The sequence below is a fragment of the Pseudomonas sp. Leaf127 genome (genome assembly GCF_001423155.1).
Classification (GTDB): Bacteria; Pseudomonadota; Gammaproteobacteria; order Pseudomonadales; family Pseudomonadaceae; genus Aquipseudomonas; species Aquipseudomonas ovata.
Genome location: NZ_LMOA01000021.1, coordinates 81241 through 96257, shown reverse-complemented (window position 1 = coordinate 96257; position 15017 = coordinate 81241). Strand labels below are relative to the sequence as shown.

The window sequence follows — 15017 nt, the reverse complement described above, 5'->3', positions numbered from 1 at the left end:
AGATGCGTGCATTGACAGTCGAAATGGCGCTGCAACTGGCGTCCGCTACCTTGCAACATGCGCGGCACCTGGGCCTGCGCCCTCTGGCGGCTGCGGTGCTGGACGCCGCTGGTCATCCTCTGGCGGTATTGCGCGACGAGCAGGCCAGCTTTCTGCGTCCGTCCATTGCCACAGGCAAGGCCAAGGGCTGCCTGGGCCTGGGCTTTGGCGGACGCGAGCTGGCGCGACGGGCGCACGCCATGCCGGGATTCTTCGATGCCATCAACAGCCTGACCGGCGGTGAAGTGATCCCGGTGGCCGGCGGCGTGCTGCTGCGCACTGCCGAGGGCGAGGTGCTGGGCGCGATCGGTGTCAGCGGCGACACCTCGGACAACGATGAGCAGTGCGCCCTGCTGGCCATTGACGAGCTGGGTCTTTACGGCGATACGGGTGATCCTCAGGCCTGAACCTGGGCAAGCAGTTGCTGGCGCAACCAGGCCAGGGCCGGGTCCTGATCCTGCTGGGGGTGCCACTGCACGAATTGCTCGGCGGCGGGAAACGCGATGGGGGCAGGCAGCAGCTGCAGCGGATAACGTTGTGCCAGGGCCTGGGCCTGACGACGAAACAGCGTAGCGATACGGGCCGTGCCGACCACGTAGTCAGCCATCAACGAAAAGCTTTGCACTGTAACTGCCACCCGACGCTCCAGGCCAATGTCGCGCAGGTATTGAGCATCAAGCGAGAGGTTCTGGCCGTCAGCGAACTCGCGCACGACATGCTCGGCGGCGCAGTAGTCAGCCAGGCTCAGGTCCGCTGCCCAGGCTGACTGCCCGGCACACACGATGCAGCACAGCTCATCACGCAACAGCGGCGCTTGTGGGTAACGCGGGTTGAGGCGCTGCTGTGGCACGACCACCAGGTCGCTGCGCCGATACTCCAGGGCTTCGGCCACTACATCACCGTCGCGTGGCAAGGGAAAATCACGCACCATCAGGGTAATGCCAGGCGCAACCTGCGCCAGTTCGCGACTCACCCGTGGCAGCAAGGTGGCCGCCACATAATCGGAAGCCACCACGGTGAAGCGACGCTCACACTGTGCCGGGTCGAACAGCACCGCGGTGTCCAGCAGCTCACCGGCCAGGGCCAGCATGTCCTGCACCTTGGGTGCCAGTTGGCGCGCCAGGGCCGTAGGCTCCAGGTTACGGCCAACGGCAATCAGCAGCGGATCCTGAAAATGTTCACGCAAGCGTGCCAACGCCGCACTGGTCGCCGATTGGCCCAGATTGAGGCGCTGCGCGGCACGGCTGACATTGCACTCGGCCAGTAACGCATCCAGCGCGACCAGCAGGTTCAGATCAAGACGACGGTAGCGCATGCAATTGCCTGTTGATGACGGGTGGAGCGGATTCTACGCCGGGGTTTACCGCCCGTTCACCTGGCGGTAAAAAAACCCGAACTCCTGGTGCGCTACGATCTCGAAACCTTACATGCACAGGAGGAAGTCCCATGAGCGACAACAGCACTTACGAACGCGACGACACTGCCGGCCGGGCCACCGATGCACAAGGCAACCCTGTTGATGTGGTCCGCCGTGATCTTGAAGACCACAGCGACAAGACCCAGGCCGTGGATGAAGTCATTACCCCCACCTCGATCAGGACCAAGGAGCAGGAAGCCGAAGAACTGCAACGCAAGGTCGACGAGGTCGAGCGTCACGTCGCCGACGGGCGCTGATTCATTTCGCGGTTGGCGCTGCAGGAGCGGCTTCAACCGCGACGCTGTCTTACATCATTCAGATCGATATTAACCTTTGCTTCATTCGATTCGTTAATAGTTCCCTCGCGCAACAGAATCCGCCCATCTACAACCCTTTCTGGCGGATTTCCCATGGCTCGGTCTCTTCATCATTTGCGCTACCCCCTCACTGCCCTGGCCCTGGTGGTGATCAGCGCCTGCGGCCAGGCGCCGCAAGCCACCCTTGCGCCGTCGGCCCCCAAGGTCACCGTGGCCAAGGTGCTGGAACAGCCAATCAATGAATGGGACGAGTTCACCGGGCGCCTTGAAGCACCGGAAACCGTCGAAGTGCGGCCACGCGTCTCCGGGCAGATCGATCAGGTGGCGTTTACCGATGGCGCGCTGGTCAAGAAAGGCGACCTTTTGTTCCAGATCGACCCGCGGCCGTTCCAGGCTGAAGTCCGCCGCCTGGAAGCACAGCTGCAACAAGCGCGAGCCGTTGCCAACCGCAGCGAGAACGAAGCCCAGCGTGGTGACCGCCTGCGCGCCAATAACGCCATCTCCGCCGAACTGGCCGATTCACGCAGTACCTCGGCACAGGAAGCCAAGGCCGGTGTGGCCGCCATCCAGGCGCAACTGGACCTGGCCCGCCTGAACCTGAGCTTCACCCGCGTCACTGCCCCGATCACAGGCCGGGTCAGCCGCGCCGAGATCACCACCGGCAACATCGTTACGGCCGACGTCACCGCACTGACCAGTGTGGTGTCCACCGACAAGGTCTACGCCTACTTCGACGCCGACGAGCGCGTCTTCCTCAAATACAACGAACTGGCACGCCAGGGCCAGCGGGGCCAGGCCACTCCGGTGTACCTGGGCCTGTCCAACGAAGCCGATAACCCGCACCTGGGGCAGATGAACTTTGTCGACAATCAGGTCAACCCGCGCACCGGCACCATCCGTGGCCGTGCGGTGTTCGATAACAGCGATGGTCGTTTTACCCCGGGCCTGTATGCCCGCCTGAAGCTGGTCGGCAGCGCGACCTATACGGCAGTGCTGATCCAGGACGAGGCGGTAGGCACCGACCTTGGCAAGAAATTCGTGCTGGTCATGGACAAGGACAACAAGCCGACCTACCGCCCGGTCGAGCTGGGGCCCAAGCTTGAAGGTTTGCGCATCGTGCGCAGCGGCCTGGCCAAGGACGACACCATTGTGGTCAAGGGCCTGCAACGTGTACGCCCCGGCCAGCCCGTCGAGCCCGAGGTGACGCCGATGGCCAGCGAGCAGACCCTGGCCGCCCTGCGTCAGCAACGCCAGGCGCTCGAAGCCAGCAACGCCCCGCAAATCAACAACAAGGCCACCGCCAGACTCGCCGGCGCCACTGCGCCGCGCGGTTAAGGGACACATCCAATGAATTTCTCGACCTTTTTCATATCCCGGCCCATTTTCGCCGCGGTGTTGTCCTTGCTGGTGCTGATTGCCGGCTCCATCTCGCTGTTTCAGTTGCCGATCAGTGAATACCCTGAAGTCGTGCCACCCACCGTGGTGGTACGTGCCAACTTCCCGGGTGCCAACCCCAAGGTCATCGGTGAAACCGTAGCCTCGCCGCTGGAACAGGCCATCACTGGCGTCGAGGGCATGCTGTACATGTCGTCCCAGGCCACGGCCGACGGCAAGCTGGCCCTGACCATCACCTTTGCGCTGGGCACTGACCTGGACAACGCCCAGGTGCAGGTGCAGAACCGCGTGACGCGAACCGAGCCCAAGCTGCCTGAGGAAGTGACGCGTATCGGCATCACCGTCGACAAGGCTTCGCCCGACCTGACCATGGTCGTGCACTTGACCTCGCCGGATAACCGCTACGACATGCTCTACCTGTCCAACTACGCGGTGCTCAATATCAAGGATGAGCTGGCGCGCCTGGGCGGTGTGGGCGATGTGCAGCTGTTCGGCATGGGCGACTACTCGCTGCGGGTCTGGCTGGATCCCAACAAGACCGCCTCGCGCAACCTGACCGCCACCGATGTGGTCAATGCCATTCGCGAGCAGAACCGCCAGGTCGCCGCCGGCCAGTTGGGCGCCCCGCCCTCGCCCAGTGCCACCAGCTTCCAGATGTCGATCAACACCCAGGGTCGCCTGGTCAGTGAAGAAGAGTTCGAGAACATCGTGGTACGCGCCGGCGCCGACGGCGAAATCACCCGCCTGAAGGATGTGGCCCGTATCGAACTGGGCTCCAGCCAGTATGCACTGCGCTCGTTGCTCAACAACAAGCCGGCCGTGGCCATTCCGATCTTCCAGCGTCCGGGCTCCAATGCCATCGACATCTCCAACGATGTACGTGCGCGCATGGCCGAGCTGAAGAAAGGCTTCCCCCAAGGCATGGACTACGAAATCGTCTATGACCCGACCATCTTCGTGCGCGGCTCCATCGAGGCGGTGATCCATACGCTGTTCGAAGCGCTGATTCTGGTCGTGCTGGTGGTGATCCTGTTCCTGCAGACCTGGCGCGCCTCGATCATCCCGCTGGTGGCCGTGCCGGTGTCGCTGATCGGTACGTTTGCCGTGATGCACATGTTCGGCTTTTCGCTCAACGCGCTGTCGCTGTTCGGCCTGGTACTGGCCATCGGCATCGTGGTCGACGACGCCATCGTGGTGGTGGAGAACGTCGAGCGTAACATCGAGCTGGGCCTGGACCCTTACGCGGCCACCCACAAGGCCATGGGCGAAGTGACCGGCCCCATCATCGCCACCGCCCTGGTGCTGTGTGCGGTGTTTATCCCGGCGGCGTTCATTTCCGGGCTTACCGGGCAGTTCTATAAACAGTTTGCGCTGACCATTGCCATTTCCACCGTGATCTCGGCATTCAACTCGCTGACCCTGTCGCCGGCGCTGGCCGCTGTGCTGCTCAAGGGCCACGATGCACCGAAAGACCGTGTCTCCAGGTTTCTCGACCGCTTGCTCGGTGGCTGGTTGTTCCGTCCGTTCAACCGCTTCTTCGACAAGGCCAGTCGTGGCTATGTCGGCACCGTGGCGCGGGTCATTCGCAGCAGCGGCATTGCGCTGGTGGTGTATGCCGGTCTCATGGTCCTGACCTGGATGGGCTTTGCCAGCACCCCGACCGGCTTTGTGCCCAGCCAGGACAAGCAATACCTGGTGGCTTTTGCCCAGTTGCCGGATGCGGCGAGCCTGGATCGCACAGAAGACGTGATCAAGCGCATGTCGGAGATTGCCCTCAAGCAACCCGGCGTCGAGAACGCCATCGCCTTCCCGGGCCTGTCGATCAACGGCTTTACCAACAGCCCCAACAACGGCGTGGTGTTCGTGGCACTCAAGCCGTTTGACCAGCGCAAGGATCCCAGCCAGTCGGCCAATGCCATTGCGGGCGCCCTGAACGGCCAGTATGCGTCGATCCAGGAAGCCTACATGGCGATCTTCCCGCCGCCGCCGGTACAAGGCCTGGGTACCATTGGTGGTTTCCGCCTGCAGATTCAGGACCGTGGCAACCTGGGCTATGACGCGCTGTACCAGGAAACCCAGAACATCATCACCAAGAGCCGCAGCGTGCCGGAACTGGCCGGGCTGTTCACCAGCTACACCGTGAACGTGCCGCAAGTCGACGCGGCCATCGACCGGGAGAAAGCCAAGACCCACGGCGTGGCGATCAGCGACATCTTCGATACCTTGCAGGTCTACCTGGGCTCGCTGTACGCCAACGACTTCAACCGTTTTGGCCGCACCTATCAGGTCAACGTGCAGTCCGAGCAGCAGTTCCGCCAGGACGCTGACCAGATCGGCCAGCTGAAAGTGCGCAACAACCTGGGTGAAATGATCCCGCTGGCCACCTTCGTCAAGGTCACCGACACCGCAGGTCCCGACCGTGTAATGCACTACAACGGCTTTATCACCGCCGAGATCAACGGTGCAGCAGCGCCCGGCTACAGCTCGGGCCAGGCGGAAGCGGCCATCGAGAAACTGCTCAACAGCGAATTGCCCAACGGCATGACCTTCGAGTGGACCGACCTGACCTACCAGCAGATCCTGTCGGGCAATACCGCGCTGTTCGTGTTCCCGCTGTGCGTGTTGCTGGCCTTCCTGGTGTTGGCGGCGCAGTACGAAAGCTGGAGCCTGCCGCTGGCGGTGATCCTGATTGTACCGATGACCCTGTTGTCGGCCATTGCCGGGGTGATCATTGCGGGCAGTGACAACAATATCTTTACCCAGATCGGCCTGATCGTGCTGGTAGGCCTGGCGTGCAAGAACGCGATCCTGATCGTCGAGTTTGCCAAGGACAAGCAAGCCGAGGGACTGAGCCCGCTGGATGCGGTGCTCGAAGCGTGCCGCCTGCGTCTGCGGCCGATCCTGATGACCTCGTTCGCCTTCATCATGGGCGTGGTGCCCCTGGTGCTGTCGAGCGGCGCCGGTGCCGAAATGCGTCACGCCATGGGTGTGGCGGTATTCTCCGGCATGTTGGGGGTGACCTTCTTCGGTCTGCTGCTGACGCCGGTGTTCTATGTCTTGATCCGTAACTTTGTCGAACGCCGCGAGGCACGCAAGGCGGCCCGTCGTGCGCAACAACCGAACCTGCCTGTGGAGGCACACTGATGAGCGCGGTAAAACTCTTCGTCCCGAGCCTGTTGGTGCTGGCGCTGGCGGCCTGTGCCGTCGGCCCTGACTACAAGGCCCCTGACACCGCCGCCGCGCAGATTCTGGCCAGCGAGCAGGCCGGCACTGAAAAAGCCGCCTACGATCGCAGCCGCAGCGCCGCCAACTGGTGGCAGCAGTTCCAGGACCCGACGCTGGACAAGCTGGTCAACCAGTCGCTGGCCGGCAACCGTGACCTGCGGGTGGCGTTTGCCCGCCTCAAGGCCGCCCGGGCGATTCGTGATGACGTGGCCAATGACCGTATGCCGGTGATTACCAGCCGGGCCAGCAGTGACATCGGCAAGGGCCAGGTGCCCGGCCAGACTGAGCAACGAGTCAACACCGAGCGCTATGACCTGGGCCTGGACATGGCCTGGGAAGTGGACCTGTTCGGTCGCATCCAGCGTCAACTGGAAGCCAGTGATGCCGATCAACAGGTGGCCGAGGCCAACCTGTATCAACTGCAGGTCACCTTGATTGCCGACGTGGTGGATGCCTATGGCAAGTTGCGCGGCGCGCAACTGCGCGAAGCCATTGCCCGCGACAACCTGAAAAACCAGCAGGATTCGCGCAATGTCACCGGTCAGTTGCGCGACGCCGGGGTCGGCAATGAGCTCGATGTGGTGCGTGCCGATGCGCGTCTGGCCGCGGTTGAAGCCAGCCTGCCGCAATTGCAGGCCGAGCAGGTGCGACAGCGTAACCGGATCGCCACCCTGCTGGGTGAGCGCCCGAACGCCCTGAGCGTCGACCTGAGCCCGGGCGAGCTGCCGGCGATCACCAAGACCCTGGCAGTGGGTGATCCCACGCAGGTGCTGCGCCAGCGTCCTGATGTCCGCGCCGCCGAGCGGCAACTGGCCGCGGCCACCGCACGTATTGGCGTGGCCACGGCCGATCTGTTTCCCCGTGTCAGCCTCAGTGGCTTTCTCGGTTTCACGGCCGGCCGGGGCTCGCAAATAGGCGCTTCGGCCGCCAAGGCCTGGAGTCTGGGCCCGAGCATCACCTGGGCGGCTTTCGACCTGGGCAGTGTGCGGGCGCAGATTCGCAGCGCCGACGCCGACGCCGAAGGCGCCCTGGCCGGTTACGAACAACAGGTGCTGCTGGCGCTGGAAGAGTCCGAAAACGCTTTCAGCGACTATGGAAAACGTCAACAGCGTCTGCTTTCGCTGCTGCGCCAGAGCGATGCCAGCCGGGAGGCAGCCCGCCTGGCCTCGGTGCAGTACCGTGAAGGCACGGCGGATTTTCTGGTGCTGCTCGACGCCGAGCGCGAACGCCTGGCCGCCGAAGACGCCCAGGCGCAGGCCCAGATCGAGCTGTATCAGGGCATCGTGGCCATCTACAAGGCGCTGGGCGGCGGCTGGCAGCCGCAGGCGTAAGCCTGACCTTCAAAAATCATTGATTTTATTGGCCATTGGATTTACCCCCTGTAGGAGCGCGCTTGCCCGCGACCGAGTGCGTAGCGCTCGCAAAATTGCGGAAACGCTGAAAATCTACAGCGAATGACCGAAAAATCTCGGAAACGCTGAAAATTTACGACTGCTAACGCACTCGGTCGCGGGCAGAGCGCGCTCCTACGGATTTGACAGCCGCGCTCGTCTCTTTGAAGCTGCGTGTCTCAAAGAGTGGATATCGGTATGCCCAAGGACTCAACTCTTCAGCCTCATCTGCGCCGCTGGCGTCGCGTGCTACTGAGCGCTTCGCTGGCGTGCGCGTTGCTCGTGGCATTCCTGGCCTGGCGCCATACACCGGTCAGCACCGTCCCGGTCAAGCTCAGTCATACCTATCAACAAGCGCTTGACCAGGCGCATGATGGCAAGCCTGGCGCGGCCAGGATGCTGTACCAGCAACTGGCACGCAGTGACCTGCAGGACGAACAGCGTATCAATCTGCTGGCCGAACTGCACAACTACCCCAGCCCGCAAGCCCTCAAACTGCTCGATGCCCATCTTGGCAACGATTCACCTGCTGTACGCCAGGCTGCCATCAAGGCAACCCTCGATCTTTTACCGCGCAGCCATCGCAGCGTGCTGCTGGGCCCATTACTCAGCGACCCCGATACAAGCGTGCGCTTCGACGCCACCCTGGCATTGACCCAGCTATCACCCGACGAGTTAGGGCTTTATTTCGCGGCCATGCAACACAGCGCCGAGACGTTCCAGCAAAGCCTGCAACAGCAAATGCCTACTGCCGAGAATCGCCTGCAACTGGCCAGCCTGTACGAGCAGACCGGTCGCAAGATCCAGGCCCTGGGCGCTCTTGAGGAAGCCGTCAACCTGGCGCCGGACAATCTTGACGCTGCCTTGGCGCGGCTGGCGCTGATGGATGAAACCGGACACCAGGAACAGGCTCGCCAGGCATTTGCCCGACTGCTGGAGCGTCATCCGGATTCGCCAGTGCTGCAACATGCGTTGGGTCAATGGCTGCTTGAGCACGAGCAGACCGAATATGCCCTGCTCAGCCTGGCCAAGGCGTCGGAACTGGCGCCAGAGAACACAGCCTATCGTTACGACCTGGCGGTGGCCCTGCATGCGCTGGAGCAAATGGAAGCGGCGCAGCAGCAACTGACGCATATTCTGCAAGCCCAGCCGGCCCATCGGCAGGCGCGGGTATTGTTGATCCAGTACGCCCGTGAAAGCGGCCAGTTACAACATGTTCAGGTTCTGCTGGCCGAACTCGAGCAGCAGAACCCGGACGATCCTGCCCTGCAACAGGGACTGTAGAAACCCTGCAAAGTTACAGGTGCCGAGGGGGCGACAATGCCCCTCAAACTTTCAGAAATAACTTACAACCTGCGCGGCGGATAACACCCGACTGTGCATTTTGAAGTGCCTGTTGAATTCGACCGTTGCACAAGACTATTTTCTAACCGAAGAAAAAAGGGCATTATTCACGGGCCACTGATTTATTACCGCCCGGTGAGCGGGGGGGTGATCGATGGAACGGTTAGTTTTTATCATGGGTCCGGCCTCAGGCCAGGCCTCGAATAAGCGAATCGGGTCAAAGATTTTTGTCTTATCACTTTGTTTGGCCGGTCACGGCCAATAGACTGTCGGAGTATATGTTTTGTCCAGACTTGCCGAGTTTCGCGCCGCAGAAAAAGCTCTCCAGGAACAGCTTGCACAGCTGGAAACCTTGAAGAAAGACACTGGGTTGCAGAAAGAAATTGAATTCGAACAACAGCTCAAGGACCTGATGGGCAGCTATGGCAAAAGCCTGCGCGACGTCATCTCGATCCTTGATCCAGGCAGCGCCACGACCCTGATCGCAGCACCGGCTGGCCCCAAGCGTCGCCGCGCCCGTGTGGTCAAGGTCTATCAGAACCCGCACACACAGGAACTGATCGAAACCAAAGGCGGTAATCATCGGGGCCTGAAAGCCTGGAAAGAGCAATATGGCGTCGACACTGTCGACACTTGGGTGCGCACCTGACTGCACCTGGCACTTTGAAAAGCCCTGCCCTGCAGGGCTTTTTTATGACAGTCCTATTAATAGACAAACTTGTGCTCGCCGTCGGTGCAGCGCGCGCCGTATTGAGGCAAGGTCAGCCTGTGAAGATATTTTCCTGCGCATCCCGGCAGGCGACGCTATATAAAAAAAGTGAAGCATGTCATATAAACGACGGCCGTTAGAATAATGGCGTCAATAAATGTTCGGCACTTTTAAACGTATAAAAGCCTTAAGGGACGGGGTGCCGAGACACTAGACGAGAAAGGACCGGAATCACGGCGGGGCCTGCGTTAATACAGTGCTGCCAATACCTGTGGTTTTTAGAGGCGCCCTTAAGGGGGGGGGGGACACACATTCATGGAACAGGCAATCAGACGCTTATGTCTTGTGTGTAGGCCATTTCCCTGTGACCGGCTACAGAAGGGTGCTGAATGATCGAAAGGCTCAAAACATTCACGCTTTTTTCACATGCCATCTTTCAAGATGAAGGCTGCTAAAGGACTAGCGCCCCATGCCCGCTCACGCGGGCTTTATTTTGCCTGCAGAAAACCTCAAGGCGCCTCGCCCAACCGCAGGCTGTCGCGAATGCTCATCACCTCTGGCTTGCTGGCCTCGAACGCCTGGGCCGAGCCGGCATAAGATAACGACCAGGCCTGTTGCGCCGTGGCCGCCGCGACCAGGGTCTGGGTCATGACATGCACGCCGTTCTGGGTGATGGTGCAGGTGCTCTCCATCGCCGGTACGCCGCCAAGCTTCACTTCACGCGCATGGGTACAGGCACTTTGCAGACCGCTGCGGGCAAAGTTGACCTGAATGGCCTTGCGCATTTCCAGCAGTACCCCCTGAACGTTGACTTCATGGCCTTCGGTCAGGCGTGTCTGGGTCAATTCCATGATCATGCTCGGCTCACCGGTCGAGTCTTTCTTGACCGCCCGCTGCCTGAGCTGGATCGATGGCTTGCCACTGCTTTCAGATGTGGCTGGCAGCGACTCCACTTCCCAGCCGGCCGGCCAGAGAATCATGGCATCCGCAGCCTGGGCACTCCCCACCAGGGCCGACAGCCCAAGCGCGAAGCCGACCAGTGAGGATCGGTAAACAGTGAAAAGCATGACGAGCCCTTACGGCGAGAGGAGCGGAAAAGTCTGAGGCCGTTAGGGAACCGGAGCAAGGGGCATGCCCTCAATATTAACCCTGGCGCAGGTATCGGTTTGGCATCGCCCCTCCCTGCCCCGTATCATTTACCTTTTTGTACCCCCCTCAAGCCGGAGACCTCCATGAGCCTGCACGACCTCGACACCTTCCCTGGCGTGACTGCCGCGCCTGAAGCGGCCACCCAGGGTTTTGTGTTCAACCACACCATGCTGCGGGTCAAGGACATCACCGCCTCGCTGGACTTCTATACCCGCGTGCTGGGCTTCAGCCTGGTGGACAAGCGTGACTTTGCGCAAGCGGAGTTCAGTCTGTACTTTCTGGCGCTGGTCGACAAGACGCAGATCCCGGCCGATGACGCCGCCCGTCACCAGTGGATGAAGTCGATCCCGGGTGTACTGGAGTTGACGCATAACCACGGCACCGAGAAGGACGCGCAATTTTCCTATCACGATGGCAACAGTGATCCGCGCGGCTTCGGCCATATCTGCGTGTCGGTGCCTGACGTGGTAAAGGCCTGCGAGCGTTTCGAACAACTGGGCGTGACGTTTCAGAAACGTCTGGCTGACGGGCGCATGAATAGCCTGGCCTTTATCAAGGACCCGGATGGCTACTGGGTCGAAATCATCCAGCCTGCGCCGCTGTAACAGCCTGGCGAGCACAAAAAAGCCCCATGATCGCTCATGGGGCTTTTTTATGGCGCGCCTGGATTGATCAGGCCGGTGCGCTGCTACGGATCAGGTGGTCGAAGGCGCTCAGCGAGGCCTTGGCACCTTCGCCCAAGGCGATGATGATCTGCTTGTAAGGCGTGGTGGTCACGTCACCGGCCGCGAAGATGCCCGGGATCGAGGTTTCACCACGAGCGTCGACCACAATTTCGCCACGAGGCGACAGCTCGACGGTGCCCTTGAGCCATTCACTGTTAGGCAACAGGCCGATCTGCACAAAGATGCCTTCCAGCTCGACCGCACGCGCCTCACCGCTTACACGATCCTTGTAACGCAGGCCGTTGACCTTCTCGCTATCGCCCGTCACTTCAGTGGTCTGGGCATTGGTCAGCACAGTCACATTGGGCAAGCTGTTGAGCTTGCGTTGCAACACCGCATCGGCGCGCAACTGGCTGTCGAACTCCAGCAGCGTGACATGCGAAACGATGCCAGCCAGGTCGATGGCGGCCTCTACGCCCGAGTTACCGCCGCCGATCACGGCCACACGCTTGCCCTTGAACAGCGGGCCGTCGCAGTGCGGGCAGTAAGCCACGCCCTTGTTGCGGTATTCCTGCTCACCAGGCACGTTCATTTCACGCCACCGCGCACCGGTGCTCAGGATCAGGGTCTTGGCCTTGAGGCTGGCGCCGCTGGCAAATTTCACTTCGTGCAGCTCGCCGGCCTTGCCTGGAATCAACTGATCGGCCCGCTGCAGGTTCATGATGTCGACTTCGTACTGCTTGACGTGCTCTTCAAGCGCCATGGCCAGCTTGGGCCCTTCGGTGTGCTGCACCGAAATGAAGTTCTCGATGGCCATGGTGTCGAGCACCTGCCCGCCAAAACGCTCGGCAGCCACGCCCGTACGAATGCCTTTGCGTGCCGCGTACACCGCCGCCGCAGAGCCCGCCGGACCGCCACCGATAACCAGTACGTCAAAGGCCTGCTTGGCGTTGAGTTTGTCGGCCTGGCGAGCGCTGGCGCCGGTGTCGATTTTGGCAAGAATTTCTTCCAGGCCCATGCGGCCCTGGCCAAACACTTCGCCATTGAGGTAGATGCTGGGCACCGACATGACTTTGCGGTCGGTGACTTCATCCTGGAACAGCGCGCCGTCGATGGCGACGTGCTGGATGTTCGGGTTGAGTACTGCCATCAGGTTCAGGGCCTGGACGACGTCCGGGCAGTTCTGGCAGGACTGCGAAAAATAGGTTTCAAACCTGAACTCGCCTTGCAGGGCGCGCACCTGTTCGATGGTCTCGGCACTGACTTTTGGCGGGTAACCACCGGTTTGCAGCAGAGCGAGCACCAGGGAGGTAAATTCGTGACCCATCGGGATGCCGGCAAAGCGCAGGCTGATGTTCTGGCCCGGGCTGTTCAGTGCAAACGAAGGGGTGCGTGCATCAGTGCCTTCGGTGGACAGGGTGATGTCCTTGCCGACGCTGACCACGTCTTGCAGCAGGGCAAGCATTTCCTGGGACTTGGCGCCGTCATCGAGGGACGCTGTGATCTCGATGGGGCGAGTGACCCGTTCCAGGTAGGATTTCAACTGGGCTTTAAGATTGGCGTCCAACATGTTTCGGCTTCCTGTTTTCAGGCGGTAGAAATAACAACGCCCAGGCGATGACCGCCCGGGCGTTTGATGGGGCGATGCGGTTTACGTGTTCAAGCGTGCGGCGCCCCGATCGATGTCATGCAGATCAGATCTTGCCGACCAGGTCCAGGGACGGTGCCAGGGTAGCCTCGCCTTCTTTCCACTTGGCTGGGCAGACTTCGCCTGGGTGGGCAGCGACGTACTGAGCGGCCTTGATCTTGCGCAGCAGCTCGGAAGCGTCACGGCCTACGCCGCCGTCATTCAGTTCGACGATCTTGATCTGGCCTTCAGGGTTGATCACGAAAGTACCGCGGTCAGCCAGACCGGCTTCTTCGATCAGTACGTCGAAGTTGCGCGAGATGGTCAGGGTCGGGTCGCCGATCATGGTGTACTGGATCTTGCCAATGGCTGGCGAGGTGTTGTGCCAGGCCGCGTGGGCGAAGTGGGTGTCGGTCGAAACGCTGTAGATTTCAACGCCCAGCTTCTGGAATTCAGCGTAGTTGTCAGCCAGGTCTTCCAGCTCGGTCGGGCAGACGAAGGTGAAGTCGGCTGGGTAGAAGAACACCACAGACCATTTGCCTTTCAGGTCGGCTTCCGAGACGTCAACGAAATTGCCGTTCTTGTAAGCGGTGGCTTTGAACGGTTTTACTTGGCTGTTGATGATAGGCATCGGTGAATCTCCATGGTTGGTGAAGAGGTGTGTTTGAATTCGATGAGGTGAAGCTTACGCACAATCGATGGGCATGGCTCATTGGCAAAGTCGATGCCATCGATTGGTTTTCTCTATAAAGGCTCACTATTAATAGAAGAAACCTTTATCGCCTGCTCCTGACCTACATGGGGGCCAAAAGGCGAGGTTTCAATGTAGCGCATGGCCGACTTCATGTCCTTCCAGCCCACATAGGCCATAAGCGACTTCAAGTCCCATCCACTTTGATGCGCCCATGTTGCAAAACCGCGACGCAATGAGTGGCTGCTGTAGGCCTCGGCGGCCAGGCCGGCGCGCTCGAAGGCCTGGCGCAACAGGGTAATCACGCTGTTGGCGTGCAGCCCCTGCCCGCCCAGGTTGCCCCAGCGGTCGATGCCGCGAAACACCGGACCGCTGTCCAGTGCCGCGCAGTCGATCCAGTCGAGGTAGGCCTGCACCGGACAAAGCCGCTGCAGGGCCGGCGTCTGGAAGGTGCGCCCGGTATTGTCGCGATCGCTCTTGCTGCGAGGCAGGTACAGCGTAATGCCGGACCCGGCCACTGCCTTGATGTGCTCGACCTGCAGGCGACACAGCTCGTCACTGCGAAAGCCGCGCCAGAACCCCAGCAGAATCAACGCGGCATCACGGCGGCAGCGCAGCACTTGAGCATGATCCTGCACGCTGAGCGCCAGGCGTGCCTGCGCGTCAAGGTTGATGACCACGCGCTGCAGGTCGGCCAGTTGCAAAGGCTCGGCCTGTTTCTCCTGCACCGGATGCAGGGCGCGAATGCCCTTGAGCACCTTGCGCACCATCGGCGCCTTGGTCGGATCGACGAAGCCTTGACTGGTGTGCCACTGAGCCAGCGCGGACAGGCGCAGCTTCAAGGTATTGACCGACAACTCGCCGGCATACGCGGCGAGATAACGCGCCACGCTTTCGCTGGTGGCCGGCAGAAACCCGCCAAAACTCACTTCAAAATGCTCGATGGCCGCGCGATAGCTGCGCCGGGTGTTGTCGCGCGTGGCGGCCTCGATATAGCGATTTACATCACTCATGGTTAAGCACCGCCTGGTTTCGTACTGCCTGGACG

13 protein-coding genes are annotated in these 15017 nt (G+C 61.1%); 8 read left to right on the top strand and 5 right to left on the bottom strand.

Features of this window, described 5'->3' with window-relative positions; translation table 11 throughout:
- Positions 1-2: 2 nt before the first annotated feature.
- A complete protein-coding gene (locus ASF84_RS13740; protein WP_056839243.1) occupies positions 3-446 on the top strand; it encodes a GlcG/HbpS family heme-binding protein in 444 nt (147 codons plus the stop codon).
- Here ASF84_RS13740 and ASF84_RS13735 read toward each other — a convergent pair.
- Complete coding sequence (locus tag ASF84_RS13735) at positions 437-1354, bottom strand: LysR family transcriptional regulator (RefSeq protein WP_056839241.1); 918 nt, start codon at positions 1352-1354, stop codon at positions 437-439. The two genes, ASF84_RS13740 and ASF84_RS13735, sit on opposite strands and share 10 nt — an antisense overlap.
- Positions 1355-1485: 131 nt before the next feature.
- Between ASF84_RS13735 and ASF84_RS13730 the strand changes: the two genes are divergently transcribed.
- The 6 genes from ASF84_RS13730 (at position 1486) to ASF84_RS13705 (ending at position 9777) form a co-directional block, all read left to right on the top strand.
- The gene (locus tag ASF84_RS13730) at positions 1486-1713 is read left to right on the top strand and encodes a hypothetical protein (protein ID WP_056839239.1); all 228 of its coding nucleotides are present in this window, start codon (positions 1486-1488) and stop codon (positions 1711-1713) included.
- A gap of 153 nt (positions 1714-1866) precedes the next feature.
- Entirely contained in the window at positions 1867-3108 is a 1242-nt protein-coding gene (gene mexE, locus ASF84_RS13725; RefSeq protein WP_056839237.1) for a multidrug efflux RND transporter periplasmic adaptor subunit MexE, read from the top strand.
- 12 nt (positions 3109-3120) lie between these two features.
- Complete coding sequence (locus ASF84_RS13720; protein WP_056839235.1) at positions 3121-6312, top strand: efflux RND transporter permease subunit; 3192 nt, start codon at positions 3121-3123, stop codon at positions 6310-6312.
- Complete coding sequence (locus ASF84_RS13715) at positions 6312-7724, top strand: efflux transporter outer membrane subunit (RefSeq protein WP_056839233.1); 1413 nt, start codon at positions 6312-6314, stop codon at positions 7722-7724. The genes ASF84_RS13720 and ASF84_RS13715 overlap by 1 nt, the downstream gene beginning before the upstream one ends.
- A gap of 258 nt (positions 7725-7982) precedes the next feature.
- Positions 7983-9068, top strand: a complete 1086-nt coding sequence (locus ASF84_RS13710) for a tetratricopeptide repeat protein (protein WP_056839231.1) — start codon at positions 7983-7985, stop codon at positions 9066-9068.
- A gap of 343 nt (positions 9069-9411) precedes the next feature.
- Positions 9412-9777, top strand: coding sequence for a histone-like nucleoid-structuring protein, MvaT/MvaU family (locus ASF84_RS13705; RefSeq protein WP_056839228.1), 366 nt, complete (start codon positions 9412-9414; stop codon positions 9775-9777).
- Positions 9778-10346: 569 nt separating this feature from the next.
- On the opposite strand, the gene ASF84_RS13700 is transcribed toward ASF84_RS13705, so the two are convergent.
- Positions 10347-10904: a DUF4946 domain-containing protein gene (locus tag ASF84_RS13700; protein WP_056839227.1), complete on the bottom strand. Its 558-nt coding sequence runs from the start codon at positions 10902-10904 to the stop codon at positions 10347-10349.
- Between the two features lie 165 nt (positions 10905-11069).
- Here ASF84_RS13700 and gloA point away from each other — a divergent pair, with 165 nt between their 5' ends.
- Complete coding sequence (gene gloA / locus ASF84_RS13695; RefSeq protein WP_056839225.1) at positions 11070-11591, top strand: lactoylglutathione lyase; 522 nt, start codon at positions 11070-11072, stop codon at positions 11589-11591.
- Positions 11592-11658: 67 nt separating this feature from the next.
- Here the strand turns inward: gloA and ahpF are convergent, their stop codons facing one another.
- The 3 genes from ahpF to ASF84_RS13680 all read right to left on the bottom strand — a co-directional run bounded on the left by ahpF (position 11659) and on the right by ASF84_RS13680 (position 14982).
- Complete coding sequence (gene ahpF, locus ASF84_RS13690) at positions 11659-13221, bottom strand: alkyl hydroperoxide reductase subunit F (RefSeq protein WP_056839224.1); 1563 nt, start codon at positions 13219-13221, stop codon at positions 11659-11661.
- Between the two features lie 124 nt (positions 13222-13345).
- Complete coding sequence (gene ahpC / locus ASF84_RS13685) at positions 13346-13909, bottom strand: alkyl hydroperoxide reductase subunit C (RefSeq protein ID WP_056839222.1); 564 nt, start codon at positions 13907-13909, stop codon at positions 13346-13348.
- 113 nt (positions 13910-14022) lie between these two features.
- Positions 14023-14982, bottom strand: a complete 960-nt coding sequence (locus ASF84_RS13680; protein ID WP_056839221.1) for a site-specific integrase — start codon at positions 14980-14982, stop codon at positions 14023-14025.
- Positions 14983-15017: the final 35 nt, after the last annotated feature.

Excerpts from the sequence above, each read along its gene's own strand:
- ASF84_RS13740 (WP_056839243.1), top strand. The coding sequence starts at position 3 with ATGCGTGCATTGACAGTCGAAATGGCGCTGCAACTGGCGTCCGCTACC.
- ASF84_RS13735 (WP_056839241.1), bottom strand. The coding sequence starts at position 1,354 with ATGCGCTACCGTCGTCTTGATCTGAACCTGCTGGTCGCGCTGGATGCG.
- ASF84_RS13730 (WP_056839239.1), top strand. The coding sequence starts at position 1,486 with ATGAGCGACAACAGCACTTACGAACGCGACGACACTGCCGGCCGGGCC.
- mexE (WP_056839237.1), top strand. The coding sequence starts at position 1,867 with ATGGCTCGGTCTCTTCATCATTTGCGCTACCCCCTCACTGCCCTGGCC.
- ASF84_RS13720 (WP_056839235.1), top strand. The coding sequence starts at position 3,121 with ATGAATTTCTCGACCTTTTTCATATCCCGGCCCATTTTCGCCGCGGTG.
- ASF84_RS13715 (WP_056839233.1), top strand. The coding sequence starts at position 6,312 with ATGAGCGCGGTAAAACTCTTCGTCCCGAGCCTGTTGGTGCTGGCGCTG.
- ASF84_RS13710 (WP_056839231.1), top strand. The coding sequence starts at position 7,983 with ATGCCCAAGGACTCAACTCTTCAGCCTCATCTGCGCCGCTGGCGTCGC.
- ASF84_RS13700 (WP_056839227.1), bottom strand. The coding sequence starts at position 10,904 with ATGCTTTTCACTGTTTACCGATCCTCACTGGTCGGCTTCGCGCTTGGG.
- gloA (WP_056839225.1), top strand. The coding sequence starts at position 11,070 with ATGAGCCTGCACGACCTCGACACCTTCCCTGGCGTGACTGCCGCGCCT.
- ahpF (WP_056839224.1), bottom strand. The coding sequence starts at position 13,221 with ATGTTGGACGCCAATCTTAAAGCCCAGTTGAAATCCTACCTGGAACGG.
- ahpC (WP_056839222.1), bottom strand. The coding sequence starts at position 13,909 with ATGCCTATCATCAACAGCCAAGTAAAACCGTTCAAAGCCACCGCTTAC.
- ASF84_RS13680 (WP_056839221.1), bottom strand. The coding sequence starts at position 14,982 with ATGAGTGATGTAAATCGCTATATCGAGGCCGCCACGCGCGACAACACC.